The 21,177-nt window shown below is 62.1% G+C and carries 22 protein-coding genes; 6 read left to right on the forward strand and 16 right to left on the reverse strand.

Going from position 1 to position 21,177, the window contains the following annotated elements; genetic code table 11:
• Positions 1-5: 5 nt before the first annotated feature.
• From BWR18_RS16960 to pcaF, 10 genes are read right to left on the reverse strand one after another with little or no spacing between them, the layout of a single operon-like run.
• The gene (locus BWR18_RS16960; protein WP_076629613.1) at positions 6-752 is read right to left on the reverse strand and encodes a PaaX family transcriptional regulator C-terminal domain-containing protein; all 747 of its coding nucleotides are present in this window, start codon (positions 750-752) and stop codon (positions 6-8) included.
• Positions 742-2,757, reverse strand: coding sequence for a phenylacetic acid degradation bifunctional protein PaaZ (paaZ, locus tag BWR18_RS16965; RefSeq protein WP_076629614.1), 2,016 nt, complete (start codon positions 2,755-2,757; stop codon positions 742-744). Before paaZ ends, BWR18_RS16960 begins: the two co-directional genes overlap by 11 nt.
• 9 nt (positions 2,758-2,766) lie before the next feature.
• Positions 2,767-3,831 (reverse strand): 2Fe-2S iron-sulfur cluster-binding protein, encoded by a 1,065-nt coding sequence (locus tag BWR18_RS16970; protein ID WP_076629615.1) that lies wholly within the window; start codon positions 3,829-3,831, stop codon positions 2,767-2,769.
• A gap of 9 nt (positions 3,832-3,840) precedes the next feature.
• Entirely contained in the window at positions 3,841-4,197 is a 357-nt protein-coding gene (locus BWR18_RS16975; RefSeq protein ID WP_076629616.1) for a nuclear transport factor 2 family protein, read from the reverse strand.
• Between the two features lie 15 nt (positions 4,198-4,212).
• Positions 4,213-4,680, reverse strand: coding sequence for a 1,2-phenylacetyl-CoA epoxidase subunit PaaD (paaD, locus tag BWR18_RS16980; protein ID WP_076629617.1), 468 nt, complete (start codon positions 4,678-4,680; stop codon positions 4,213-4,215).
• Positions 4,674-5,372, reverse strand: a complete 699-nt coding sequence (gene paaC / locus BWR18_RS16985) for a 1,2-phenylacetyl-CoA epoxidase subunit PaaC (protein ID WP_076630386.1) — start codon at positions 5,370-5,372, stop codon at positions 4,674-4,676. Before paaC ends, paaD begins: the two co-directional genes overlap by 7 nt.
• A 20-nt stretch (positions 5,373-5,392) precedes the next feature.
• Entirely contained in the window at positions 5,393-5,677 is a 285-nt protein-coding gene (gene paaB / locus BWR18_RS16990) for a 1,2-phenylacetyl-CoA epoxidase subunit PaaB (RefSeq protein ID WP_076629618.1), read from the reverse strand.
• Positions 5,678-5,681: 4 nt separating this feature from the next.
• Positions 5,682-6,146 carry a DUF3291 domain-containing protein gene (locus BWR18_RS16995; RefSeq protein WP_076629619.1) on the reverse strand — a complete coding sequence of 155 codons (465 nt, stop codon included), beginning with the start codon at positions 6,144-6,146 and terminating at the stop codon, positions 5,682-5,684.
• Entirely contained in the window at positions 6,143-7,120 is a 978-nt protein-coding gene (gene paaA / locus BWR18_RS17000) for a 1,2-phenylacetyl-CoA epoxidase subunit PaaA (protein ID WP_076629620.1), read from the reverse strand. Before paaA ends, BWR18_RS16995 begins: the two co-directional genes overlap by 4 nt.
• Before the next feature lie 31 nt (positions 7,121-7,151).
• Positions 7,152-8,354, reverse strand: coding sequence for a 3-oxoadipyl-CoA thiolase (gene pcaF / locus BWR18_RS17005; RefSeq protein ID WP_076629621.1), 1,203 nt, complete (start codon positions 8,352-8,354; stop codon positions 7,152-7,154).
• Between the two features lie 169 nt (positions 8,355-8,523).
• Here pcaF and BWR18_RS17010 point away from each other — a divergent pair, with 169 nt between their 5' ends.
• The 3 genes from BWR18_RS17010 to BWR18_RS17020 all read left to right on the forward strand — a co-directional run bounded on the left by BWR18_RS17010 (position 8,524) and on the right by BWR18_RS17020 (position 12,595).
• The gene (locus BWR18_RS17010) at positions 8,524-10,707 is read left to right on the forward strand and encodes a dehydrogenase E1 component subunit alpha/beta (protein ID WP_076629622.1); all 2,184 of its coding nucleotides are present in this window, start codon (positions 8,524-8,526) and stop codon (positions 10,705-10,707) included.
• Positions 10,708-10,795: 88 nt separating this feature from the next.
• The gene (locus BWR18_RS17015) at positions 10,796-11,827 is read left to right on the forward strand and encodes a zinc-dependent alcohol dehydrogenase (protein ID WP_076629623.1); all 1,032 of its coding nucleotides are present in this window, start codon (positions 10,796-10,798) and stop codon (positions 11,825-11,827) included.
• Positions 11,828-12,595: an SDR family oxidoreductase gene (locus BWR18_RS17020; RefSeq protein ID WP_076629624.1), complete on the forward strand. Its 768-nt coding sequence runs from the start codon at positions 11,828-11,830 to the stop codon at positions 12,593-12,595.
• Here BWR18_RS17020 and BWR18_RS17025 read toward each other — a convergent pair.
• From BWR18_RS17025 to BWR18_RS17045, 5 genes are all read right to left on the reverse strand, one after another.
• Complete coding sequence (locus BWR18_RS17025) at positions 12,592-13,374, reverse strand: citryl-CoA lyase (protein WP_076629625.1); 783 nt, start codon at positions 13,372-13,374, stop codon at positions 12,592-12,594. The genes BWR18_RS17020 and BWR18_RS17025 overlap by 4 nt on opposite strands.
• On the reverse strand, positions 13,371-14,564 hold the full coding sequence (locus BWR18_RS17030; RefSeq protein WP_076629626.1) for a CaiB/BaiF CoA transferase family protein: 1,194 nt from the start codon (positions 14,562-14,564) through the stop codon (positions 13,371-13,373). Before BWR18_RS17030 ends, BWR18_RS17025 begins: the two co-directional genes overlap by 4 nt.
• On the reverse strand, positions 14,557-16,071 hold the full coding sequence (locus BWR18_RS17035) for a tripartite tricarboxylate transporter permease (RefSeq protein WP_076629627.1): 1,515 nt from the start codon (positions 16,069-16,071) through the stop codon (positions 14,557-14,559). Before BWR18_RS17035 ends, BWR18_RS17030 begins: the two co-directional genes overlap by 8 nt.
• 3 nt (positions 16,072-16,074) lie before the next feature.
• Positions 16,075-16,569 carry a tripartite tricarboxylate transporter TctB family protein gene (locus tag BWR18_RS17040; protein ID WP_076630387.1) on the reverse strand — a complete coding sequence of 165 codons (495 nt, stop codon included), beginning with the start codon at positions 16,567-16,569 and terminating at the stop codon, positions 16,075-16,077.
• A gap of 142 nt (positions 16,570-16,711) precedes the next feature.
• Positions 16,712-17,695, reverse strand: a complete 984-nt coding sequence (locus BWR18_RS17045) for a Bug family tripartite tricarboxylate transporter substrate binding protein (RefSeq protein ID WP_076630388.1) — start codon at positions 17,693-17,695, stop codon at positions 16,712-16,714.
• Between the two features lie 114 nt (positions 17,696-17,809).
• On the opposite strand from BWR18_RS17045, the gene BWR18_RS17050 reads away from it, so the two are divergent.
• The 3 genes from BWR18_RS17050 to BWR18_RS17060 are packed head-to-tail and all read left to right on the forward strand — an operon-like array spanning position 17,810 to position 20,800.
• Positions 17,810-18,475 (forward strand): response regulator transcription factor, encoded by a 666-nt coding sequence (locus BWR18_RS17050; protein WP_076629628.1) that lies wholly within the window; start codon positions 17,810-17,812, stop codon positions 18,473-18,475.
• Positions 18,476-18,497: 22 nt separating this feature from the next.
• On the forward strand, positions 18,498-19,820 hold the full coding sequence (locus BWR18_RS17055; protein ID WP_368073623.1) for a sensor histidine kinase N-terminal domain-containing protein: 1,323 nt from the start codon (positions 18,498-18,500) through the stop codon (positions 19,818-19,820).
• Positions 19,799-20,800, forward strand: coding sequence for an ABC transporter substrate-binding protein (locus BWR18_RS17060; RefSeq protein WP_076629630.1), 1,002 nt, complete (start codon positions 19,799-19,801; stop codon positions 20,798-20,800). Before BWR18_RS17055 ends, BWR18_RS17060 begins: the two co-directional genes overlap by 22 nt.
• On the opposite strand, the gene BWR18_RS17065 is transcribed toward BWR18_RS17060, so the two are convergent.
• A complete protein-coding gene (locus BWR18_RS17065) occupies positions 20,797-21,168 on the reverse strand; it encodes a hypothetical protein (RefSeq protein WP_076629631.1) in 372 nt (123 codons plus the stop codon). The two genes, BWR18_RS17060 and BWR18_RS17065, sit on opposite strands and share 4 nt — an antisense overlap.
• Between the last annotated feature and the right edge of the window lie 9 nt (positions 21,169-21,177).

Here is a 21,177-nt window from a genome sequence, read left to right on the forward strand (position 1 = left end):
CGGGTTTAGGCAGGTTTGATCGTATCCAAATCGGGGCGCGGATAGCGGTTGAGCAGGTTCAGAACGAGGGCTCGGCAATCATGCCCGCGCCAATCGGCAGAATGCGCGGCCCGTGGCAAATGCGGGTGCTTCAACGTCAGCCGCCGCCACGCATGCACGATCAGGACGCGCAGGGCCGCGATTTGGATCGGGTTCAGCCCATTGTCCAGCTCTTCGGCTATGTTAACGAGGACCGCGTGCAGGGACTTGTACGCATCGCGCATCGTCTCCGTCTCGATCTGAGGACCCAGCCAGTTCGGCAGGCTGTCCGGGGTCAAACGCATTGCGTCCGACGGCAGCGGTTGGGCCGGATTGCACAGGAACACGCGGGGCGCGACTTGCGCGAATGCAGTGAGGTCCAGATCCACCATCCCGTGCGTCAGAACAACGACGGCCTCGCTTGTCTGATCGTCTCCGTAAATGCGTCCACGCGCGGCATCACTGTCCGTCCGACCCTTGGGAGTCAGGCTGTGCAGACTGTTGCGCCCCTTCTTGACCGACGTGACCCACCCGTCGCTGCGCAAGCGGTGCAGGGCGACACGCGACGCTTCGGGCTTGATCCCGATCTCTGCCATGACGGCAGACAACGTCGGCCCATCCAGTGGCCGGTCCGGTGCCAGGTCGCCAAAAACAGTCACTAACAGGGACCAAACCCGCAAGGGGCCAAGGTCACTCAGGCTGCGCAGCGCTTCGGAATAGGTGTCAGTGGGCATTCATGGTCAGCAGTTCGTACTCAGCCACCACATCATCATCTTGGGTGGTCAATGTCACGTGCCAACGGACCTCGCCGTATTCATCGTTGCGCGGCGTCTTGGCCTTGACCGTCAGGCGCACCTTGATGCTGTCGCCCGCCTCAACCGGCTTCATGAAGCGCAGATTGTCGAGGCCTGTATTGGCAAGCACCGGCCCCGGATCGGGCTGCACGAACAAACCTGCCGCAAAGCTAAGCAGCAGATAGCCATGCGCCACACGGCCCGGAAAGAACGGGTTCGCTTTGGCCGCGTCGTTGTCCATGTGCGCATAGAACGTGTCGCCGGTGAAATGGGCAAAGGTCTCGATATCGTCGAGCGTGATCTTGCGCGATGGGCTGTTGAACGTGTCGCCCAGCACCAGATCGCCAAAGGGCCGCCTAAATGGATGCGGTTTGTCCGCCGCCTCCGCCGCCCCTGGTACCCATCGCTGCCCGATGCTCGTCAGGATGTCCGGGCTGCCCTGAATGGCTGTGCGCTGCATATAGTGTTTGACCGCACGAATACCGCCCAGCTCTTCGCCACCACCAGCCCGCCCTGGCCCGCCATGCACCATATGCGGCAGGGGCGCACCGTGCCCCGTCGCCTCTGCCATGCTGTCGCGGTTGTTGAAGTAGAGCCGCCCGTGGAACGCGGCTGAGGCCATAGTGATCTCGCGTGCCACATCGCCATCATGGGTGATGACCGATGCCACCAGCGAGCCCTTGCCCCGGTTCAGCAGCGCCGCGGCATGGTTCAGATCGCGGTATGGCATAACGGTCGACACGGGGCCGAACGCTTCGACATCATGCACGGCCTGTGCGGCATCCGGGTCGGCACAGTGAAACAACATGGGCGGCAGAAACGCGCCCCGGCTGTCGGACATCGCGAAATCAGCGGGATCGCCGAACACCCGCTCCGCCTCTGCCCCGATCTGTTCCACCTTCTCTATAACGTCGTTTTTCTGCGTGTTAGAGACCAGTGCGCCCATTTTTGTGCCCTCAGCCCGAGGGTCACCAATGGTCACGTTGGCCAGCCGCTGCTTGATCGCGGCGATCACGGCTTCCACATGCGCTTCGGGCACCATGATCCGCCGGATGGCCGTACACTTCTGCCCGGCCTTGGCCGTCATCTCGCGCTGCACTTCGTTCACGAACAGATCGAACTCGGGCGTGCCCGGCCCCGCATCCGGTCCAAGAACCGACGCATTCAAACTGTCCTGCTCCGCTGTGAACCTCACCGCGTTGTTCAGGAGGTTTGGATTGCCCCGCAGCCCGCGCGCGGTGTCTGCCGAGCCGGTAAATGTCACCACATCCTGACAATCCAGATGGTCCAGCAAATCGCCCACACCACCCGACACCAGCTGCAACGCACCGTCAGGCAGATAGCCGCTGCCGATCATCAGCCGCACGCACGCCTCGGTCACATAGGACGTCGCTGTCGCCGGTTTGACGATGGCAGGCACGCCGGCCAGCAAGGTCGGCGCGACCTTTTCCAGCATACCCCAGACTGGGAAGTTGAAGGCATTGATGTGCACCGCCACCCCCTGCAACGGGGTACAGATGTGCTGGCCAAAGAATTGACCGCCCCGCCCCAATTGCTCGGGCGGGCCGTCGAGATACACCTGTGCATCCGGCATCTCGCGCCGCCCTTTCGAGGCAAAAACCAGCATCGTGCCGATGCCCCCATCCACGTCGATCAGGTGGTCCGCCTGCGTGGCGCCCGTGTCAAAGCTGAGGTCATACAGCGCCTGCCGATGCTCTCGCAGGTACAGCGCCAGCGCCTTCAGCATCTTGGCGCGCTCATGAAATTTCATCGCCCGCAGGGCCGGGCCGCCCACATCGCGTGCATAGGCGCGCATGCCCCGCACATCCAACGCGTCGTTCCCCGCCTCGGCAATCACATCACCGGTGACGGCGCTGGCAATGGGCCGCGCGCCAAGCCCCGGCGGCACCCACGCCCCCGCGGCAAACGAATGAACCTGGCGCATGATGGCCCCCTAGTGTTGATCGTAGTCGATGTTGAGCGTGTCGCTGATGGGATAACACTGACAGGTCAGAACGAACCCAGCCTCAACCTCGTAATCCTCAAGCGCGTGGTTGGTCAGCATCTCGTACTCGCCTTGCGTCACCTTGGCCTTGCAGGTCGAACAAACACCCGCTTTGCAAGCAAATGGCGCGTCGAGAGCATTGGCCAAAGCAGTCTCTAACACCGAGGTATCCTTGGCCATCTCCATCTGATGGGTCGTACCGTCGAGGGTAATCTGCACCGTCGTCTCCGACGCACCTGCGGCCCGCGCACTCACGGCCTGTTTGGCGAGGCGCCCCTGTTGACCCGCGCCAAACAGCTCGAACTTGATCTGATCCTTTGTCAGACCATGCGCCTCCAACGCTTCGGCAATGGCCAGCATCATCGGCTCCGGCCCGCAGATAAAGGCGGTGTCGACCGCTGCAATATTGATCCAGGACTTGAACAGCAGCGCGCATTTTTCCTGATCCACCCGGCCCGAGAACAGGTCTATGTCCTGCCCGGTTTCCAGCACATGGATCAGGGTCAGCCGCCCCATATAGCGGTTCTTCAGATCTTCCAGTTCCTCGCGGAACATGATCGTGTGGACCGCGCGATTGGCGTAAATGAGGGTAAAGGTGCTGTCCGGCTCACGCGCCAGCACCGTTTTCAGGATCGACAGGACGGGGGTAATCCCCGATCCGCCCGCAAAGCCCAGGTACGACTTGCCCCTGTTAGGCTCTATTTCAGTATAGAAACTGCCCATTGGTGGCATCGCCTTCAGCGTATCGCCGACCTTCAATGCGGTGTTGGCAAAAGTCGAAAACGCGCCTCCATCCACCCGCTTGATCCCCACCTGCAACCGACCGTCATCAAGGCCCGCGCAGATCGAATAGTTCCGACGCAGCTCCGTCCCTTCGAAATCCTGTTTGAAGGTCAGGTACTGCCCCTGGACAAAGCGAAACGCCTCCGGGTCATCTGGTTGCAACGTCAGCACCACCGCATCACGGATGGTGCGGTGAATATCGGTCACTTTCAGGGTATAAAACTGCGCCATGATCTGCGGTCAGTAGTGTCGGAACAATTTGGCTGACAAACGCCACGTGCCGTCGTCGAGCTGCACAATCTGGAAATGGTTGTCGAACGACATGCCTAGCAGGTTCTGCTCCTTGATCGACGCTGTAGCGATCTTGTCATCGACTTGCAGCGCAGTGACCTCGGCACGGTAGTCGTCGCCAACCTCATTCGCCTCAAGCGCGCCGTAGAAAGGCTCTGGGCTGCCGTGCAGCAGGTCAGGCCCGAGCCAACCGGTCATGATTGCATCGTCTTGAAAGATGGATTTCAACAGGTCGATGTCCCGCGTCTTGGTGCCTGTGATATAGGCTTTGACCACGGCCTTGGGTGATGCTGTCGCTTCGGTCATCGCTACTGGCTCCTTTCAAATGCACTTGAAGTAGTCAAAGGGTTCCAGGCAGTCGGTGCAGCGCCATTGCGCTTTGCACGGGGTCGATCCGAACTGGCTGATCTTTTCGACGTTCTCAGACCGACAATGCGGGCAGCGTTTCGGCCCACCCGCCGGTTGCGGTGGCGCGATGCCATAGCGTTCCAGCTTGGCCTTGCCGGTGTCGGTCATCCAATCAGTTGTCCAAGGCGGCGCAATCTGCCTTTTTAGAGACAGGTTTTCGATCCCTTGAGCCCGCAACGCCGCCTCAATCTCCATGTTGATGATGCTGGTCGCCGGGCAACCGGAATAGGTGGGTGTCACGGTCACTTCCAGAGTGTCGCCCAACCATTGCACATCGCGGATGATCCCCAGATCGACCAGAGAGATCACGGGAATTTCCGGGTCCGGCACAGCCGCCAGCCAGATCCAGACTTCATCCACAGAGGCGCGCGTCGTCACCATGTCGCGTCCGGATAGCTGCGGGGCAGCACCTGCATGGTGGCCAGCATATGGCCCAGATGCTCGGTGTGGCGCGCCCCGGTTTTCCCGCCCATATGGGCAAAGTCACTGTCGGGTCGCGTTAGCGTCGCTTGCGCCAAAACAGTCTCTATATAAGCGTCAAAGGCGGGTCGCAGCGCCGCCATGTCCGTCAGATCGTCGCTATCGGTGCTGAACATCTCGCCCACATAAGGCCACAACCGATCCAGCGCCGCCTGCATCCGCGCATGGCTCTCCTCGGTTCCATCACCCAACGCGATGACGGTGTCGGAAGAGCGTTCGCGGTGATACGTCACCTCCTTCACCGACTTCTGCGCGATCGCCCAGACTTCCGCGTCCTCGTGCGATGACAGCGCGGTCAAAGCCTCCAGATGCCAGGCATCGAACAGAAACTGGCGCATCATCGTCACGCCGAAATCCCGGTTCGGCTGTTCGACCAGCAACAGGTTCCGAAAGTCCCACGCGTCCCGGTGATAGGCCAGCGTATCGGCCGTCCGACCGGAACCCTCACGCTCTGCCGCCAGCCCCAACCACAACTGCGTTTGCCCGATCAGATCCAGCGCCGTGTTGGCCAGCGCAATGTCCTCTTCCAGCGCAGGGGCGTGTCCGCACCATTCCGACACGCGCTGGCCCAGAACCAGCGTGTTGTCTCCCATCCGGATAAGACCTGCGATGCTCACATCGCCCCCACATCGTCTGGAATGTCAAAGAAGGTCGGGTGGCGATACACCTTGTCATCCGCCGGGTCATAGAGCGATCCCTTGTCTTCGGGCGACGACGCGGTGATGTCGGTTGCGGGCACCACCCAAATGCTCACTCCTTCCTTGCGACGTGTATACACGTCGCGCGCATTCTGGATCGCATGTTCGGCATCTGTCGCATGAAGCGAGCCGACATGGCGATGCGACAGGCCATGTTGACCGCGTATGAATACTTCCCAAAGGGGCCATTCCTGTTTCATCGCGTCACCCCGCTGCCATGGCGCATCGGCGCCACGCGGACGTATCAACCGCGTCCCAGCCAAAAGCATCCTGGGTCGATCCACGCTCAGACAGCTGCCCAAGCCGATCCATCGCTTCGGCCAGCGTCGGGATATGATCGTCCGGCACATGCCACATGACAAAGTGGGGCGTCTTCATCGGCACAAACCAATTTGTGCCTTTTTCGTAAAACCGCGCATGAAGCGTGTTGAACACGTAATGCCCAAGGCTCGGCACATCCTCCCACACTGACAGGTTAGAGATCATGTCGGCATCGCCCGGCACCGAAATGTCCGTTGCATTGCCGCTGTCGGACTGCATGCGCCAGACGAAACCCGGGCTGCGTTCGGCCATCGCGTTCATACGATCCAAGTTATCCATAAACTCCGCCATGCGCGGGTCATCGGTCGGGTAGCGGGCGTAGCCCACGTTGAGTTGCGCCAGTTTCATTCCGCCGCCACCTTCGCCGCTCGCTTCTTCGCCGCATGCGCCAACCGCGCCTCACGCACCCATGCGCCATCGTCCCAAGCCTTCTGCCGCGCTTCGATCCGCTCCACCGAACAAGGGCCGTTGCCCTTCAGCACGTCAAAGAACTCGGACCAGTCGGGTTCGGCAAAGTCGTACCCGCCCTTTTCCTCGTTCCAGGCCAGCGTCTCGTCCGGGATCGTCAGGCCCAGGTATTCCGCCTGCGGCGCCGTCTGATCCACGAATTTCTGACGCAGCTCGTCGTTGGAATTCATCTTGATCTTCCAGGCCATCGACTGCTCCGAATGCACGCTTTCGGCGTCCGACGGGCCGAACATCATCAGCGACGGATACCAGAACCTGTTCAGCGCATCCTGCGCCATGCGCTTCTGCGCCTCCGTCCCGTTCGCCATCTTCATCATGATGTCAAAGCCTTGGCGCTGGTGGAACGACTCCTCCTTGCAGATCCGAACCATCGACCTTGCATACGGGCCATAAGATGTACGCTGCAACGGCACCTGATTCATGATGGCCGCGCCATCCACCAGCCAGCCCACAGCGCCCATATCCGCCCATGTTAGGGTCGGGTAAGAGAAGATGGACGAGTATTTCATCCGCCCGTCCAGCAGCATCTCGGTCAGCTCATCGCGGCTCACGCCAAGCGTTTCAGCCGCGCAATAGAGGTACAAACCATGCCCCGCCTCATCCTGCACCTTGGCCAGCAGGATCGCTTTGCGTTCCAGCGTTGGGGCGCGGGTGATCCAGTTGCCTTCGGGCAGTTGGCCCACGATCTCGGAATGCGCGTGCTGGCCGATCTGGCGGATCAGCGTCTTGCGGTAGCCCGCAGGCATCCAATCCTTCGGCTCGATCTTGTCACCCGCATCAATGCGGGCCTGAAAGGCGGCCAGCTTTTCGGGATCGTCCTGCGTCGCTTCGGATTTGATCATCTGTGCATACATCGTCTCAAGCCCTTTCCAATATCGTCGCGCCTCAGGCGCGCTCCAAAATCATACCAACGCCCTGTCCCACGCCCACACACATCGTGCAGAGCGCATAGCGGCCACCGGTTCGTTTCAATTGATAGGCTGCGGTCATCACCAGCCGCGCGCCCGACATGCCCAGAGGGTGGCCAATCGCAATGGCTCCACCTTGCGCGTTCACACGGGGGTCATCATCCGCCACACCCAGACTGCGCAGCGTGGCGAGGCCCTGCGAGGCAAACGCCTCATTCAACTCGATCACGTCCATCTGGTCGATGGTCAGGCCCGCGCGCTTCAACACCTTCTCGGATGCAGGCACCGGCCCGATGCCCATAACCCGAGGCTCAACCCCGGCGGCGCACATGCCCACAATCCGCGCCATCGGCGTCAGCCCATTCGCCTCTGCCGCGTCGGTCGACGCCAGCAAAATCGCCGCAGCCCCATCATTCACGCCCGACGCATTGCCCGCCGTCACGCTCAGGTCCGGCCCGTTTATTCCGCGCAATCCCGCCAACTTCTCGGCGCTTGTGCCGGGACGCGGATGCTCATCTGTATCCACGACAACCGGATCGCCCCTGCGCTGCGGAATGGTCACTGGCGCAATCTCTTCGGCAAAGGCACCAGCTTCATGCGCCGCCGCCCACCGCGCCTGCGATCGCGCGGCAAAGGCATCCTGCGCCTCCCGCTCAACCTGCCAGTCCGCCGCCACATTATCCGCCGTCTCGGGCATCGAATCGATCCCATAGTCGGCCTTCATCTTCGGGTTCACGAACCGCCAGCCGATGGTCGTGTCATAGACTTGATTGGCGCGGGAAAACGCCGCCTCCGCCTTGGGCATGACAAAGGGCGCGCGGCTCATGCTCTCGATCCCACCGGCGATGACCAAGTCCATGTCACCCGCCTTGATCCCGCGGGCCGCAATGCCCACCGCATCCATGCCCGACGCACACAGCCGGTTTACCGTGATCCCCGGCACATCCACCGGCAAACCAGCCAGCAAACCTGCCATCCGGGCGACGTTCCGGTTGTCCTCACCCGCCTGATTGGCACAGCCCATGACCACATCATCGACGCTGGCCCAATCCAGATTGGGATGGCGCGCCATCAGCGCGGCAATCGGTGCCGCCGCCAGATCATCGGCACGAACGCCGGACAATGCACCGCCATACCGCCCAATGGGGGTGCGCTGCGCGTCACAAATCCAAGCGTCCATGAAACTCCTCCTGTGATGGAAAATAGGACGTCCCGCGATTCCGATCAATGAAAATGTTACACTGTGAAGTGGAGCGCCGTGAATTTCGTAACGCTTTTCGCCCCCACTGGACCATTCCGTCCAAGCGCGGTTCTATGCGCCCGACGACTTTCAGCATACGGACCCCGCCATGGATCGCGCCGCCATCGTTCACGACAACTTCCAACGGCGGCTGACGGACAACGACCTTCCTGACGGCGACGGTGCGGGGGACATGGATGCCGAGACGCTTCTCACGCTTTACCGCGCCCAATGCCTCTCGCGGCAACTCGACCGCACCAGCCGGGCGATGCAAAAGGCGGGGCAGGGATATTACACCATCGGCTCCAGCGGGCACGAGGGGATGGCGGGTGTTGCCCATGCTATACGGCCCACCGACATGGCCTTCCTGCACTACCGCGATGCCGCGTTTCAAATCGCCCGCGCCGGTCAAGGGCCGGACCAGACCCCCGCATGGGACATCCTGCTTAGCTTTGCCGCGTCTGCCGACGACCCCATGTCCGGCGGTCGCCACAAGGTGCTGGGGTCCAAGGCACTGAACATCCCGCCCCAGACCTCAACCATCGCCAGCCACCTGCCCAAGGCGGTTGGCGCCGCCTATTCCATCGGTCTTGCCAAACGGCAACGTCCGGAGCACGCGCATTTGCCGGACGACAGCCTTGTCATGTGCTCTTTTGGCGATGCCTCCGCCAATCACTCAACAGCCCAAGGGGCTATCAACACCGCCTGCTGGACCAGCTTCCAGAATGTGCCCCTGCCCCTTCTCTTCGTGTGCGAGGACAACGGCATCGGCATCTCAACCCCCACGCCATCGGGCTGGATCGCCGCCAACTTCGCCAACAAACCGGGCCTGACATACTTCACATGCGACGGCCTCAACGTCGCCGAAACCGCCCGCATCGCGGCACAGGCGGCAACCTTCGTCCGCACCCACAAGCGCCCCGCATTCCTGCACATCCGCACCGTCCGCCTCTATGGCCACGCAGGGTCAGACGTCGAAGCCACCTACCGCGCCAAAGCCGAGATCGAAGCCGATGAGGGCAACGACCCGCTCCTCCACACCGTTCGCCTCCTGCGCGACAGCGGTGCCGCGACACCCGAAGAGGCGCTCACCCACTACGAACAGATCGGCAAGGAGTGCACCGCGCTCGCCGCCAAAGCCACCAAACGACCCCGTCTGCAAACATCAACTGAGGTCAGCGCCAGCCTCATCCCAGCATCGCGCTCTTGCGCACCGACAAACGGCCCCTCGCCGGAACACCGCGCGCAAACCTTCGGCTCCGACCTGCGCACCAGCGAAGACCCACAGGTGATGAGCAAACTCATCAGCTGGGCCCTCACCGACCTCATGCTCGAACACCCCGAGATTGTCATGGCAGGCGAAGACATCGGTAAAAAAGGCGGCGTCTACGGCGCCACCCAAAAGCTCCAATCCCGCTTCGGTCCCCACCGCGTCATCGACACGCTGCTTGACGAACAATCCATTCTCGGCCTCGCCATCGGCATGGCCCACAACGGCTTTGTCCCGATCCCCGAAATCCAGTTCCTCGCCTACCTCCACAACGCCGAGGATCAGCTCAGGGGAGAAGCCGCCACGCTCCCCTTCTTTTCCAACGGCCAATACGCCAACCCTATGGTTCTGCGCATCGCGGGCCTTGGCTACCAGCGCGGCTTCGGCGGCCACTTCCACAACGACAACTCTCTCGCTGTCCTGCGCGACATTCCCGGCCTTACTGTCGCCTGCCCGTCCCGCGGCGACGATGCCGCCAAAATGCTGCGGGAATCCGTCCGCCTTGCCCGCGAAGAACAGCGCGTCGTCGTCTTCATCGAACCCATCGCGCTCTATTCCATGCGCGACCTGCACGCAGACGGGGACAAGGGCTGGATGTCCGCCTATCCCGCCTCCGACGAACGGATCGCGCTGGGCGAGGTTGGCGTCAGCGGTGAAGGCACCGACCTCGCCATCATAACATACGGAAACGGACGGTATTTGTCGGAACAAGCTGCCAAACGGCTTCAATCCGAAGGTATCAGCACCCGCATCATCGACATGCGCTGGCTCGCCCCGCTGCCCGAAGCCGCCCTGATCGAACAGGCGAAAGCCTGTTCCGCCACTCTCATCGTCGATGAATGCCGCCGCACAGGCAGCCAATCCGAGGCGTTAATGGCGATGCTGGCAGAAGCGAAATTTCAAAAATTCGCTCGCCTCACCGCCGAGGATTGCTTTATTGCCACCGGCCCCGCCTATGCCGCCACGCTGCCCTCAACCGACGGGATCGTAGCTGCGGCCAAGGCCCTCCTCGCTAAGTCCTGAGATTCCGGTTTCACGAAATTCATCCCACCCCTTGATCGCCCCTTTCCCCCCGGTCCACAGTGGCGGCAACAGGGAGAGAGGACATCAAATGACGCATCAGGCAGCGTTCTACCGCGGCGACAAACACTTCTCGGTCGAAGCGGTAGAAACACCCGGCCCCGGCCCCGGCCACGTGCAAATCGACGTCGCCTATTGCGGGATCTGCGGCACCGACCTGCATATCTACCTCGGCCACATGGACGCGCGCGTCGGCTTTGAGCGGACCATCGGGCACGAAATGTCCGGCGTGGTGTCAGCCGTGGGCGACGGCGTCGAGGGGCTCGCGCCCGGTCAAAACATCGTCGTCCGCCCCCTCGACCATTGCGGTCACTGCCCCGCCTGCAAAGCGGGCCACCAACACATCTGCCACAACCTCAAATTCATCGGCATCGACAGCGACGGCGCCTTTCAACAGAAATGGAACGTCCCGGCTCACACCGTCCACGTTCTGCCCGCAGGCCTCAACCTCGCGCACGCCGCCCTCATCGAACCTCTGGCTGTCGCCGTTCACGACGTGGACCGGGGCAGGGTGCAACCGGGCGAGGACGTTCTGGTCATCGGCGGCGGGCCCATCGGCATGCTCGTCGCCATGGCCGCGCGCCACGCAGGCGCCAACGTCACGGTGGCTGAAATCAACGACAACCGCCTCGCCTTCGCCCAAAGCGTCGGCTTCACCACCATGGACCCCAAAACCACCGATGTCGCCAAAGCCATGCACGAAGCCACGGACGGCAAGGGCGCCGACGTCGTCTTCGAGGTGTCCGGCAGCCAACCCGGCGTTGACCTGATGACCGCTGCCTCTGCCACACGGGGGCGTATCGTGATGGTTGCCATCCACGCCACCAAACCGCAAATCGACATGTTCCAATTCTTCTGGCGCGAGCTGGACCTGATCGGCGCCCGCGTCTACAGGCCTGAGGATTACGACAAGGCCATGGACTTGCTCGCCCAGGGCGTCGTCGATTGCGACGCCTTCATCACAGACATTCAGGGGCTGGATGATATCGAGGGTGCCTTCAAAATGCTCACCGAAAACCCAAACGCCATGAAATCCATGATCCGCGTGACGGAGGGTCTGTAAATGTCCGTTCTCAACACCTTCGACCTCACCGGCAAAACCGCTCTCGTCACTGGCGCAAAACGCGGCATCGGGCGCGGCATGGCCGAAGCATTGGCCGAAGCGGGCGCCGACATTATCGGCGTCAGCGCAACGCTCGCACCCGGTTCAGAGGTGCAGCAATCCGTCGAAGCGATGGGCCGCACCTTCACACCATACGCCTGCGAGTTCTCGAACCGCGCAGCTGTCAAAGCCTTCGCCGTCCAAGTCTTCGCCGACCACCCCCAGATCGACATCCTGATCAACAATGCTGGCACTATCCTGCGCACCCCTGCCGCGGATCACCCCGACGATATGTGGGATAAGGTGATCGAGGTGAACCTGAACGCTCAATTCATTCTCACCCGCGAGGTGGGCAAGACCATGGTTGAACGCGGGTCGGGCAAAATCATCTTCACCGCCTCGCTTCTCACCTTCCAGGGCGGGATCACAGTACCTGGCTATGCAGCGTCTAAGGGCGGGATCGGCCAACTCACCATGGCCTTTGCCAACGAATGGGCAGGCAAGGGCGTCAATGTAAACGCCATCGCGCCCGGCTACATCGACACCGACAACACCGAAGCGCTACGAAACGACCCGGTTCGATCAAAATCCATACTAGAGCGTATACCGGCAGGCCGCTGGGGCACACCAGAAGACTTCAAAGGCCCCGCCGTCTTCCTCGCCTCTGACGCATCGGCCTATATGCACGGCCACGTGATGCTGGTTGATGGCGGCTGGATGGGCCGCTAATCGTCTATCGGATTGGGTCCGGTATAGGTCCAGCGATAGCCGGGCGGGGTCGGCCCCTTGTTCCGGCCACCCTGCTGTTGCTGCTCATAAGCGTGAGACAAGATGCCAACCGACCGAGACAGGCAAAAAAGCCCACGGGCTAAAGGTGCCGGAAAACCCAACTCGGCAAAGATCACAGCGGTCGCGCCATCAATATTCACGGGCACAGGCTTGCCCTTCTCACCAGCAAGGGCGCCCTCGATGCCGCGCGCAATCGCAGCAAAGCGACCAGATACGGTACCATCTTCTGCGGCAGCATCCACCAAGCCCAACAACCGTGGCGCACGCGGATCAACGGGCTTGTGAAACCGATGACCAAAGCCGGGAATGAACTGCCCATGCTCGGCGCGCCACTCCTCCAGAATCTCGGCCAAAGGCGCATCCGCCGAGCCAATGCGGTGGTACAATTCGACAGCCTGCTCCCCCGCGCCACCATGCACGTCATCCAGCATGTTCACAGCGGACGCCATCGCCCCGTTCAGGCTCAGCCCACAGGTGACCGCCATGCGCGCTGCCGCAATGGACGGCGCCTGCGGGCCATGGTCCACGGCGGCCACAAGGGCCGCTTCAAACAACGTCGCCTCGGCCTCTGACGGTACACCACCCCGCGTCATCAGCCAGATCATCTGCGGAAAGCTCACCGCGCCAATCAACTCTTCAATCGGATGCCCACGTAACCGGATCTGCCCCGGCGCCATGTCGATGATGTCCGTCGACCACCAATCCGATACGTCGCTCATATCGCCCCCTTGTCGGCCAGTGTTGCGATATCGTCCTCGCTCAGGCCCAACGCGCCCCACACCTCCGCCGCATGTTCCCCAAGCTGCGGCGGCGGCGTTGGCACCGTCAACGGCGCGCCGTCCAGTTTCACGCCGGTATTCACCACCTCAATATCACGCCCCACACCGGGCACATCGGCATAGGCCGTCATCAACCCCCGATCCGCCACCTGTGGATGCGCGAGCACTTCGGGCACCGACATGACCGCCCCGGCAGGTACACCAATCGCATTGAGGTCTCGCGCCAGGTCACGGGCCGAGAGTTCGGACAGGGCATGCTCAATTTCTGCGCGCAGATCCGTACGGTTCCGTTTGCGATCCTCGCGCGACACATATTCGGCCCGGTCCCGCAGCGCCGCCAACCCAAGAAAGTCCGTCAGCAAAACCCATTGCTCGTCCTTGTTCGCCGCAATGTTGATCAACCCATCGCGAGTCTGAAAGGCCCCGGATGGCGCAGAGGTCGGATTTTCGTTACCATTCGCATCCGGATGGATGCCTGCAATCACATGGTTGGACACAACCCACCCCATGGTCGCCAAAACACTCTCAAGCATCGAGCAATCAATAAACGCCCCGCGGGGACGCGCATTGAGCGCCGACGCTACGGCAAATGCCGCGGTCATCCCGCCGACCGTATCCGCCACCGGATAGCCCACGCGCAACGGTGCGCTGTCTGTATCGCCGGTGATCGACATCACGCCGGAAACCCCCTGAACAATCTGGTCATAGGCGGGCCGGTCCACCCAAGGACCATCCTGCCCAAACCCCGAAATCGCGCAATAGATCAGGTCGGGTTTGTGCTCTTTCAGTACCCCGTACCCAAGACCCAAACGCTCCATGACACCGGGGCGAAAGTTCTCCACCACTACGTCCGCCGTTTCGACCAGCCGCAGGAACAGCGCCTTTCCGTCCGCATGTTTGAAGTTCACCGTAACCGACTTCTTCCCCGCGTTTTGCGCAAGGAATGACACGCCCATCCCCTTCGCATTCAGCTCAGGATCAGCCCCCAATTGCCGCGCAAGATCGCCACGCCCCGGCGCTTCGACCTTGATCACCTCGGCCCCCATATGCGCCAGTTGGTGACAACAGAACGGTCCCGCCAGGACATTGGTCAGATCAAGAACCCGGACCCCGTCCAGCGGTTTAGTCACCGTCGGCCACCCCTTCCGCCCGAGCGCGTGCGCGCCGCGCGCGGTAGCTGGGCAGGATGACCAATAGGCAGGCGATGATCAGCAGACCGAGGGTCATGGGACGTTCCCAGATAAAGCTGATGCCGTCGTAAAGCTGCATGGACCGGCTGAAGTTATCCTCGAGCATCCCGCCGAGGATGAATCCGATCAGCAGCGGGGCGAGCGGGTAGTCGGCGAAGCGCAGGATTGTGGCGCAGATGCCGAAGCCGACAAGCAGCAGCAGTTCGGTCGCGTTGTTTTGCCCGATATAGGCCCCCATCAGCGTGAAGAAGAGGATGAAGGGGATCAGGAAGTTGCGCGGCACGGCGAGGATTTTCGCGATGTAGGGGATAAGCGGCAGGTTCAGGATCAAGAGAACCAGATTGCCGATATACATCGAGATGATAACGGCCCAGAAGATCTGGGGATCATCGACCATCAGGCGCGGGCCGGGCGTGACGTTCAGTGCGATCAGCGCACCCAGCAGGATGGCCGTGGTGCCAGAGCCGGGGATGCCAAGCGTGAGCAAGGGAACAAAAGAGCCCGTACAGGCGGCGTTGTTCGCGGTCTCGGGTGCGGCGAGGCCCTTGATCGACCCTTTGCCGAACTCCTGCTTTTCTTTCTCCGGTGCGATGTTCCGCTCGACCGCGTAGCCGAGGAAGGACGCGATGGTCGCACCTGCGCCGGGCAGGACGCCGATGAAAAATCCCTGCAGGGACTGGCGGCCAATGACCGGGGCGATGGACTTCGCCTCGGCCTTTGTGATCCGCAGATCCTTGATGTCGCCAGACTGACCGGACTTCGAGCGGTTGGGGTCCATCACCAGATACAGCGCTTCGGGCAGAGCGAACATCGCCATGGCCAGCGTGATGAAGGCAAAGCCGGATTGCAGGTCCATAAGCCCCATGGTGAAGCGCGGCATGTTGAACAGCGCACCCTCGCCCACCGTCGCCATGATGAGGCCCAGCAGGGTCATCATGATGGCCTTGGCCACCTGGCCTGTGCCGGCAAAGGCGGCGATGGCCGACAGGCCCACGACCATGAGCGCGAAGTATTCGGCGGAGTGGAACAGGAGCGCCACCGAAGACAGCATGGGCGCAAAGATCATCAGCAGGATCGCCCCGATGGAGCCGCCGCAGAACGAAGCGATGGCAGCGATGGTCAGGGCCTTGCCCGCCTTGCCATCGCGGGCCATGGGGTAGCCATCAAAGCTGGTCGCGACTGTGCCTGCGACCCCTGGCGCGTTCAGGAGGATGGACGAGGTCGAGCCGCCAAAGATGGCGCCGTAGTAGACGCCCGCAAGCAGGATGAGCGCGGCGGAGGGGTCGCCGAGCGAGATGGCGACGGGGATCATGATGGCGATGATCGACATCGGCCCGAGGCCCGGCAGCATGCCGATGAACGTGCCGATCAGGCAGCCGCCGATGACCATGAGCAGGTTCTGGATGGAGAAGGCCGTTTGCAGGCCGATCAGGATTCCTTCGAGCATGTCTCAGACCCCCATGAACGCGGGCAGGGGGCGCAGGAAGATGCCGAGGACGACTTGCACCAGATACCAGACGATGCCGGTCGCGAGGCCTGCGACGACGATCATCGTGATCCAGCGGCGTTCGCCGAGGATGGCGGAGCCGATGACGAGGAAGCCCACTGTGGCGATGATGAACCCCGCAGGGCGCAGCAGCAAGGCGTAGGCGACCATGAGGGCGAGGAGCAGACCGGCCTGGCCGAGTTTGAATTCCTTCAGCTGGCGGTAGACGATGACGGAGGGGTTTTCCTCGCGCGGTTTGTCGCTTTTCTCAAGCCCCAGAACGATGATCAGGCCGACGATGATGCCCATCAAGCTCAGCACCTTGGGGAAGGTTGAGGGCCAGATGGGATTGCGTTGCATGAAGGGGGCGAGGTTGCCGTCCATGGTGAACCACGCGGCGTAGCCGTAGGCGGCGAAGATGCCCAAAAGGATCAGTCCGATCCAGCGATCAAGTGCCATGTTGTCCCCCCGATTGATCTGTCCCCGCGGGGACACCTTTGATTCCAAAAGGAAAAAGGGTTAATTTTACTTAATTTTAACGGTTTGGCCCCCGTTCAGGGCGGATGCGGGACCACGAAAGCCCCGCATCAGAAGCGTCAGATCAGAGGAAGCCGAGCTTCTTCATCAGGTCGCCGATGACCTGTTCCTGATCTTCGAGGAAAGCTTTGAACTCGTCGCCGTTGTTGTGGATGTTGACCCAACCGTTGCGCGCGCGCACGGTTTCCCACTCGGGGGTGTCGTACATCTTGGTCAGCGCGTCCTGATAGGCGGCCAACTGTTCTTCGGGCATGCCGGGGGCGCCGAAGAACCCGCGCCAGTTCACGAATTCGGTTTCGATGCCCTGTTCCTTCATGGTCATGGCGTCGGGGGCCGCGTCCACGCGTTCGGGGGCTGTGACGCCGATGATCTTCACTTCGCCCGCGTTCGCCAGATCAACCGCTTCGGAGAAGCCGGTGGACAGTGCCGCAATCTCGCCCGACAGGAGCGCGGCCATGGCTTTGCCGCCTGCGTCGTAGGGGATGTATTTCACACCCAACGCGTCCTTGCCCGCGGCTTCCATCACCATGGCGGCCACGAGGTGGTCCATGCCGCCGGGGACAGAGCCGCCGCCGATGGCGGTGCTGTTTGGGTCGGCGTCATAGGCGGCCAGAAGATCCTCCATCGAGTTGATGGGGCTGTCCTTGCCCACGACCATGGCGGCGTAGTCACCGATGGTGCCTGCGACCAGTGTCAGGTCACGGAAGTTGTGCGGGAACACGCCTGTCAGCGAGCGGATCACGATGGGGGTCGAATTGACCATCAACGTGCCGTGGTTGCTTTCGGCGTTTTCGATCAGGTAGCCGATGGCCTTGCCGCCGCCGCCGCCCGACATGTTTTCAAAGGATGCGGTGCCCACGAGGCCCGCATTTGTCAGTGCTTCGCCCGTGCCACGCGCGGTGCCGTCCCAACCGCCACCGGCGCCGCCGGGGATCAGGAAGTGGATGCTGTCGACGACCTGGTGGCCGTCTGCGATGGCTGCGCCGCCCAGGCCAAATGCCATAGCTGCGCCAAGCAGGGCCCTGCGGCCCATCTGGAATGTTTTCATGGTGTCCTCCCATTTGACTTCGCGCGCGTTCACGCGAATGGTTCCCTGAAAACATGCGAACCTGACACAGACCTGTCATGGGCCTGTCATGGCGGCGCAGCGTGGGCGGATTGGATGAAATACCTGCTGATTGAGGACAATGCAGAACTGGCCGGGGCCTTGTGTACCCGAATGCGTCTGGATGGGCATGTGATTGACCATGCTGGTACATTGTCCGAAGGGTCGGATTTTTTGCATGTCGGGGAATACGATCTGATCCTGTTGGACATCATGTTGCCCGATGGCGATGGTCGTGCGTTTCTGGAACACCACCGCGCGCAAGAGGATGACACGCCGGTCATCGTGCTGACCGCACGGTCGGAGGTGTCGGACCGGGTGAGCATACTGGATCTGGGGGCCGATGATTATCTGACGAAACCCTTTGACCATGCGGAGTTGCAGGCCCGCTGCCGGGCCGTGCTGCGCCGTCGGGCCGGGTCGGCGCAGACGGTCATTCGGCGCGGTGATGCCGCGTTGGATCCGGTCGCGTCTGTTCTGCGCATTGGCGCGGCAGAGGTGACCTTGCGCAATCGCGAGCTGCGCTTGCTGGAATTGTTCATGAACGCGCCCGGCCAGATCTTTTCCAAAGACAAGCTGGTGGATCGGTTGTTTTCCTATGACGGGACGGTGACCGAGAACGCGATTGAGGTCTATGTCGGGCGGCTGCGCAAGCATCTGGAGCCATCGAGCCTGACCATTTCAACCCATCGCGGTTTGGGGTATCGGCTGGATGAGGGGTAGGGCCACATCCCTGCGTCGCCGGTTGACCTGGACGCTGATCGGCGGTGCGGCGGTGCTGGCCGTGCTGTTTTATCTGGTGGTTCGGACCTATGCCCAGCAGATCGCGCAGCAGGGGCAGGATCGGATACTTGAGGCGTCTTTGACGTCCCTGATGGACGCTGCTGTGGTGCGGGATGGGGAGGTGGAGGTGGATCTGCCGTACGCTGCCTTTGCGATGCTGGACACGGCGGCAGATGACCGGGTGTTTTATGCCATGCACCGGGGTGATATGTTGTTGACCGGGTATGACGGGTTGGTTGAAGGCCCGTTTGATCCAGTGCCCAGCCTCGCGTTCGACACGGTTGGATTTGCCGGGGCAGAGGTGCGGCTGGCCCGTTTGACGCGGGTGTTGCCGGCCAGTCCGGCCTCGGTTGTGCTGACCGTGAGTGTGGCGCAGACGCGGGACAGTCTGGCGGGCACGTTGTGGGCGATTTCGGTGAATGCGGCGCTGTTTGGCGGGGCGTTTTTTGTGTTGGCGGCGGGGATGGCGCTGTGGACGTCGCGGTCGACCGTGCGGCCTCTGAGCCAGATGGCGGAGGCGGTCGCCCGGCGGGGTCCGCGCGATCTGCGTCCGGTGGTGCGGGCGGTGCCGACGGAGTTGTCGCCGCTGGTCACGTCGCTGAATTCGCTGATGACCCGGCTGAGCGCATCGCTGACTCAGTCCGAGACATTCATTGCAGAGGCCGCGCACCGGGTGCGGACGCCACTGGCGACTGTCCGTACCCATGCGGAGGCGACGCTGATGCGTGTGGACAAGGATGAGAACCGCGCTGCGCTGCGGTCGATGATCCGGGCGATTGACGAAAGCTCGCGTGCGGCAGGGCAATTGTTAGACCATGCCATGGTCACCTTTCGCGGCGACCAGCTGGAGCGGCGCAACGTGGATCTGGTAGGGATTTGCCGCGAGTTGGTGGACCGGCTGACCCCGGTGGCCGAGATGAAGGATCTGGAGTTGGTATTGCGGGCCGAGGGGCCGGTTGAAGTGCAGGCCGATCCGATCCTGATCCAGAATGCGGTGCGGAACCTGATTGATAATGCGCTGAAGTATTCACCGCCTGAAAGTGAGGTGCGGATCGAGGTTGGGTCCGATCCGGTTGCGATTCTTGTGTGTGACGAGGGTGCGGGCTTTCCCGCCGCGCAGATCGCCGAGTTGTCCCAGCGGTTTCAGCGTGGGGCCAATGCGGGGGATACGGTGGGGTCTGGCCTGGGTCTGACCATCGCGCAGGACGTGGCCGAGGCGCATGGTGGGCGGTTGGAGTTGGTCAACATAAAAGGGGGCGGGGCGTGCGCGGCTTTGTATTTGTGATCGCGTGCCTTTGGGGGGCCGTTGCAAATGCGGCGGCGTTGGAGGATCGCCAGACGTTTCATGGCGAGGAGGGCGTGACCCTGCGCGTCTTGTCGAGCACGGACACTGACATTTTTGCACCCATTCTTGAGGGGTTCATTGCACGCAATCCGACCGTGTCGGTTGATTATGCTGTGGCAGGCTCTGCCGACATCGTCACTCTGATTGCCGAGTGCCCTGATTGCTTTGACGTTGTGATTTCCAGTGCGATGGACCTGCAGCTGAAGCTGGCCAATGACGGTCTGGCGCGGCGGCTGCCGGGGCTGGCGCAGACGGGCGGGACGGCGTGGCGGCAGACGCTCTTTGGATTCACGCTGGAGCCTGCGACGGTGGTTCTGAACCGCGCTGCGTTCGAGGGGCGCCCGTTGCCTGCGACGCGGCAGGAGTTGATCGAAGCCTTGCGCGCGGAGCCGGAGCATTTTCGCGGGCGGTTGGGTACGTATGACGTGCGGTTGTCGGGGCTGGGGTATCTGTTTGCCACGCAGGATGCCCGCACGTCCGAGACGTTCTGGCGGCTGATGGAGGTGTTCGGGAACCTTGAAGCGCGGCTTTATTGTTGTTCGGGGGATATGATCGACGATTTGGTGTCGGGTGAGTTGTATGTCGCGTACAACGTGCTGGGCAGCTACACGCAGACCCGGCCCGAGACGCTGGACAAGGTGGTTGTCATCACGCCCGAGGATTTTGCGACCACCATGATGCGGACCGCGCTGGTGTTGGACACCACGGGTCGCGGGGACACGGCGCAGGCGCTGGTGGCGTATCTGACGTCGGGGGCATGGGCGGCGCAGGATCGGCCCGGCTTTCCGCTGCCGTCCATCGGCGGGGCGGATGCGCAGATGTTGAATGTGGTCAGCCTCGACCCCGGTTTGTTGGTGTACCTCGACCGGCTGAAGCGCGCGCTGTTTCTTGAGGCATGGTCCTCGGCCCTGTTGCGCTAGGTCGTCTCTACGCAGTGGCGGCGGAAGGCGCGTTTGAGCATGTCAAGTTCTTGGCGCAGCAGCGCCACTTCGCCCCGGATGTCATCGCCCAACGCTTCGCCCGCGATGATGGTGAAATCACCCAGCTTTTCATCATCGGTTCCATCGGTGATGACAAAGACCTGAACACCGTCGGCGATGGCCTCGGGCGGGATCGGGACATGGAGCAGCCATCCGCCATCTTCGCCCTGTTCGGTCACCTTCACATCGGGCACGTCGGTGTCCTGATGCGTCACCTTGATCTGTGGAACGCCGGTCCCGTTCTGCTGGATCAGGGCCTGCCAGACGCCATGCCGCATCTTGATCGGTGTGAGGGTCAGTGTGCTCATGCGGTCCCT

This window comes from Tateyamaria omphalii (assembly GCF_001969365.1).
GTDB lineage: Bacteria > Pseudomonadota > Alphaproteobacteria > Rhodobacterales > Rhodobacteraceae > Tateyamaria > Tateyamaria omphalii_A.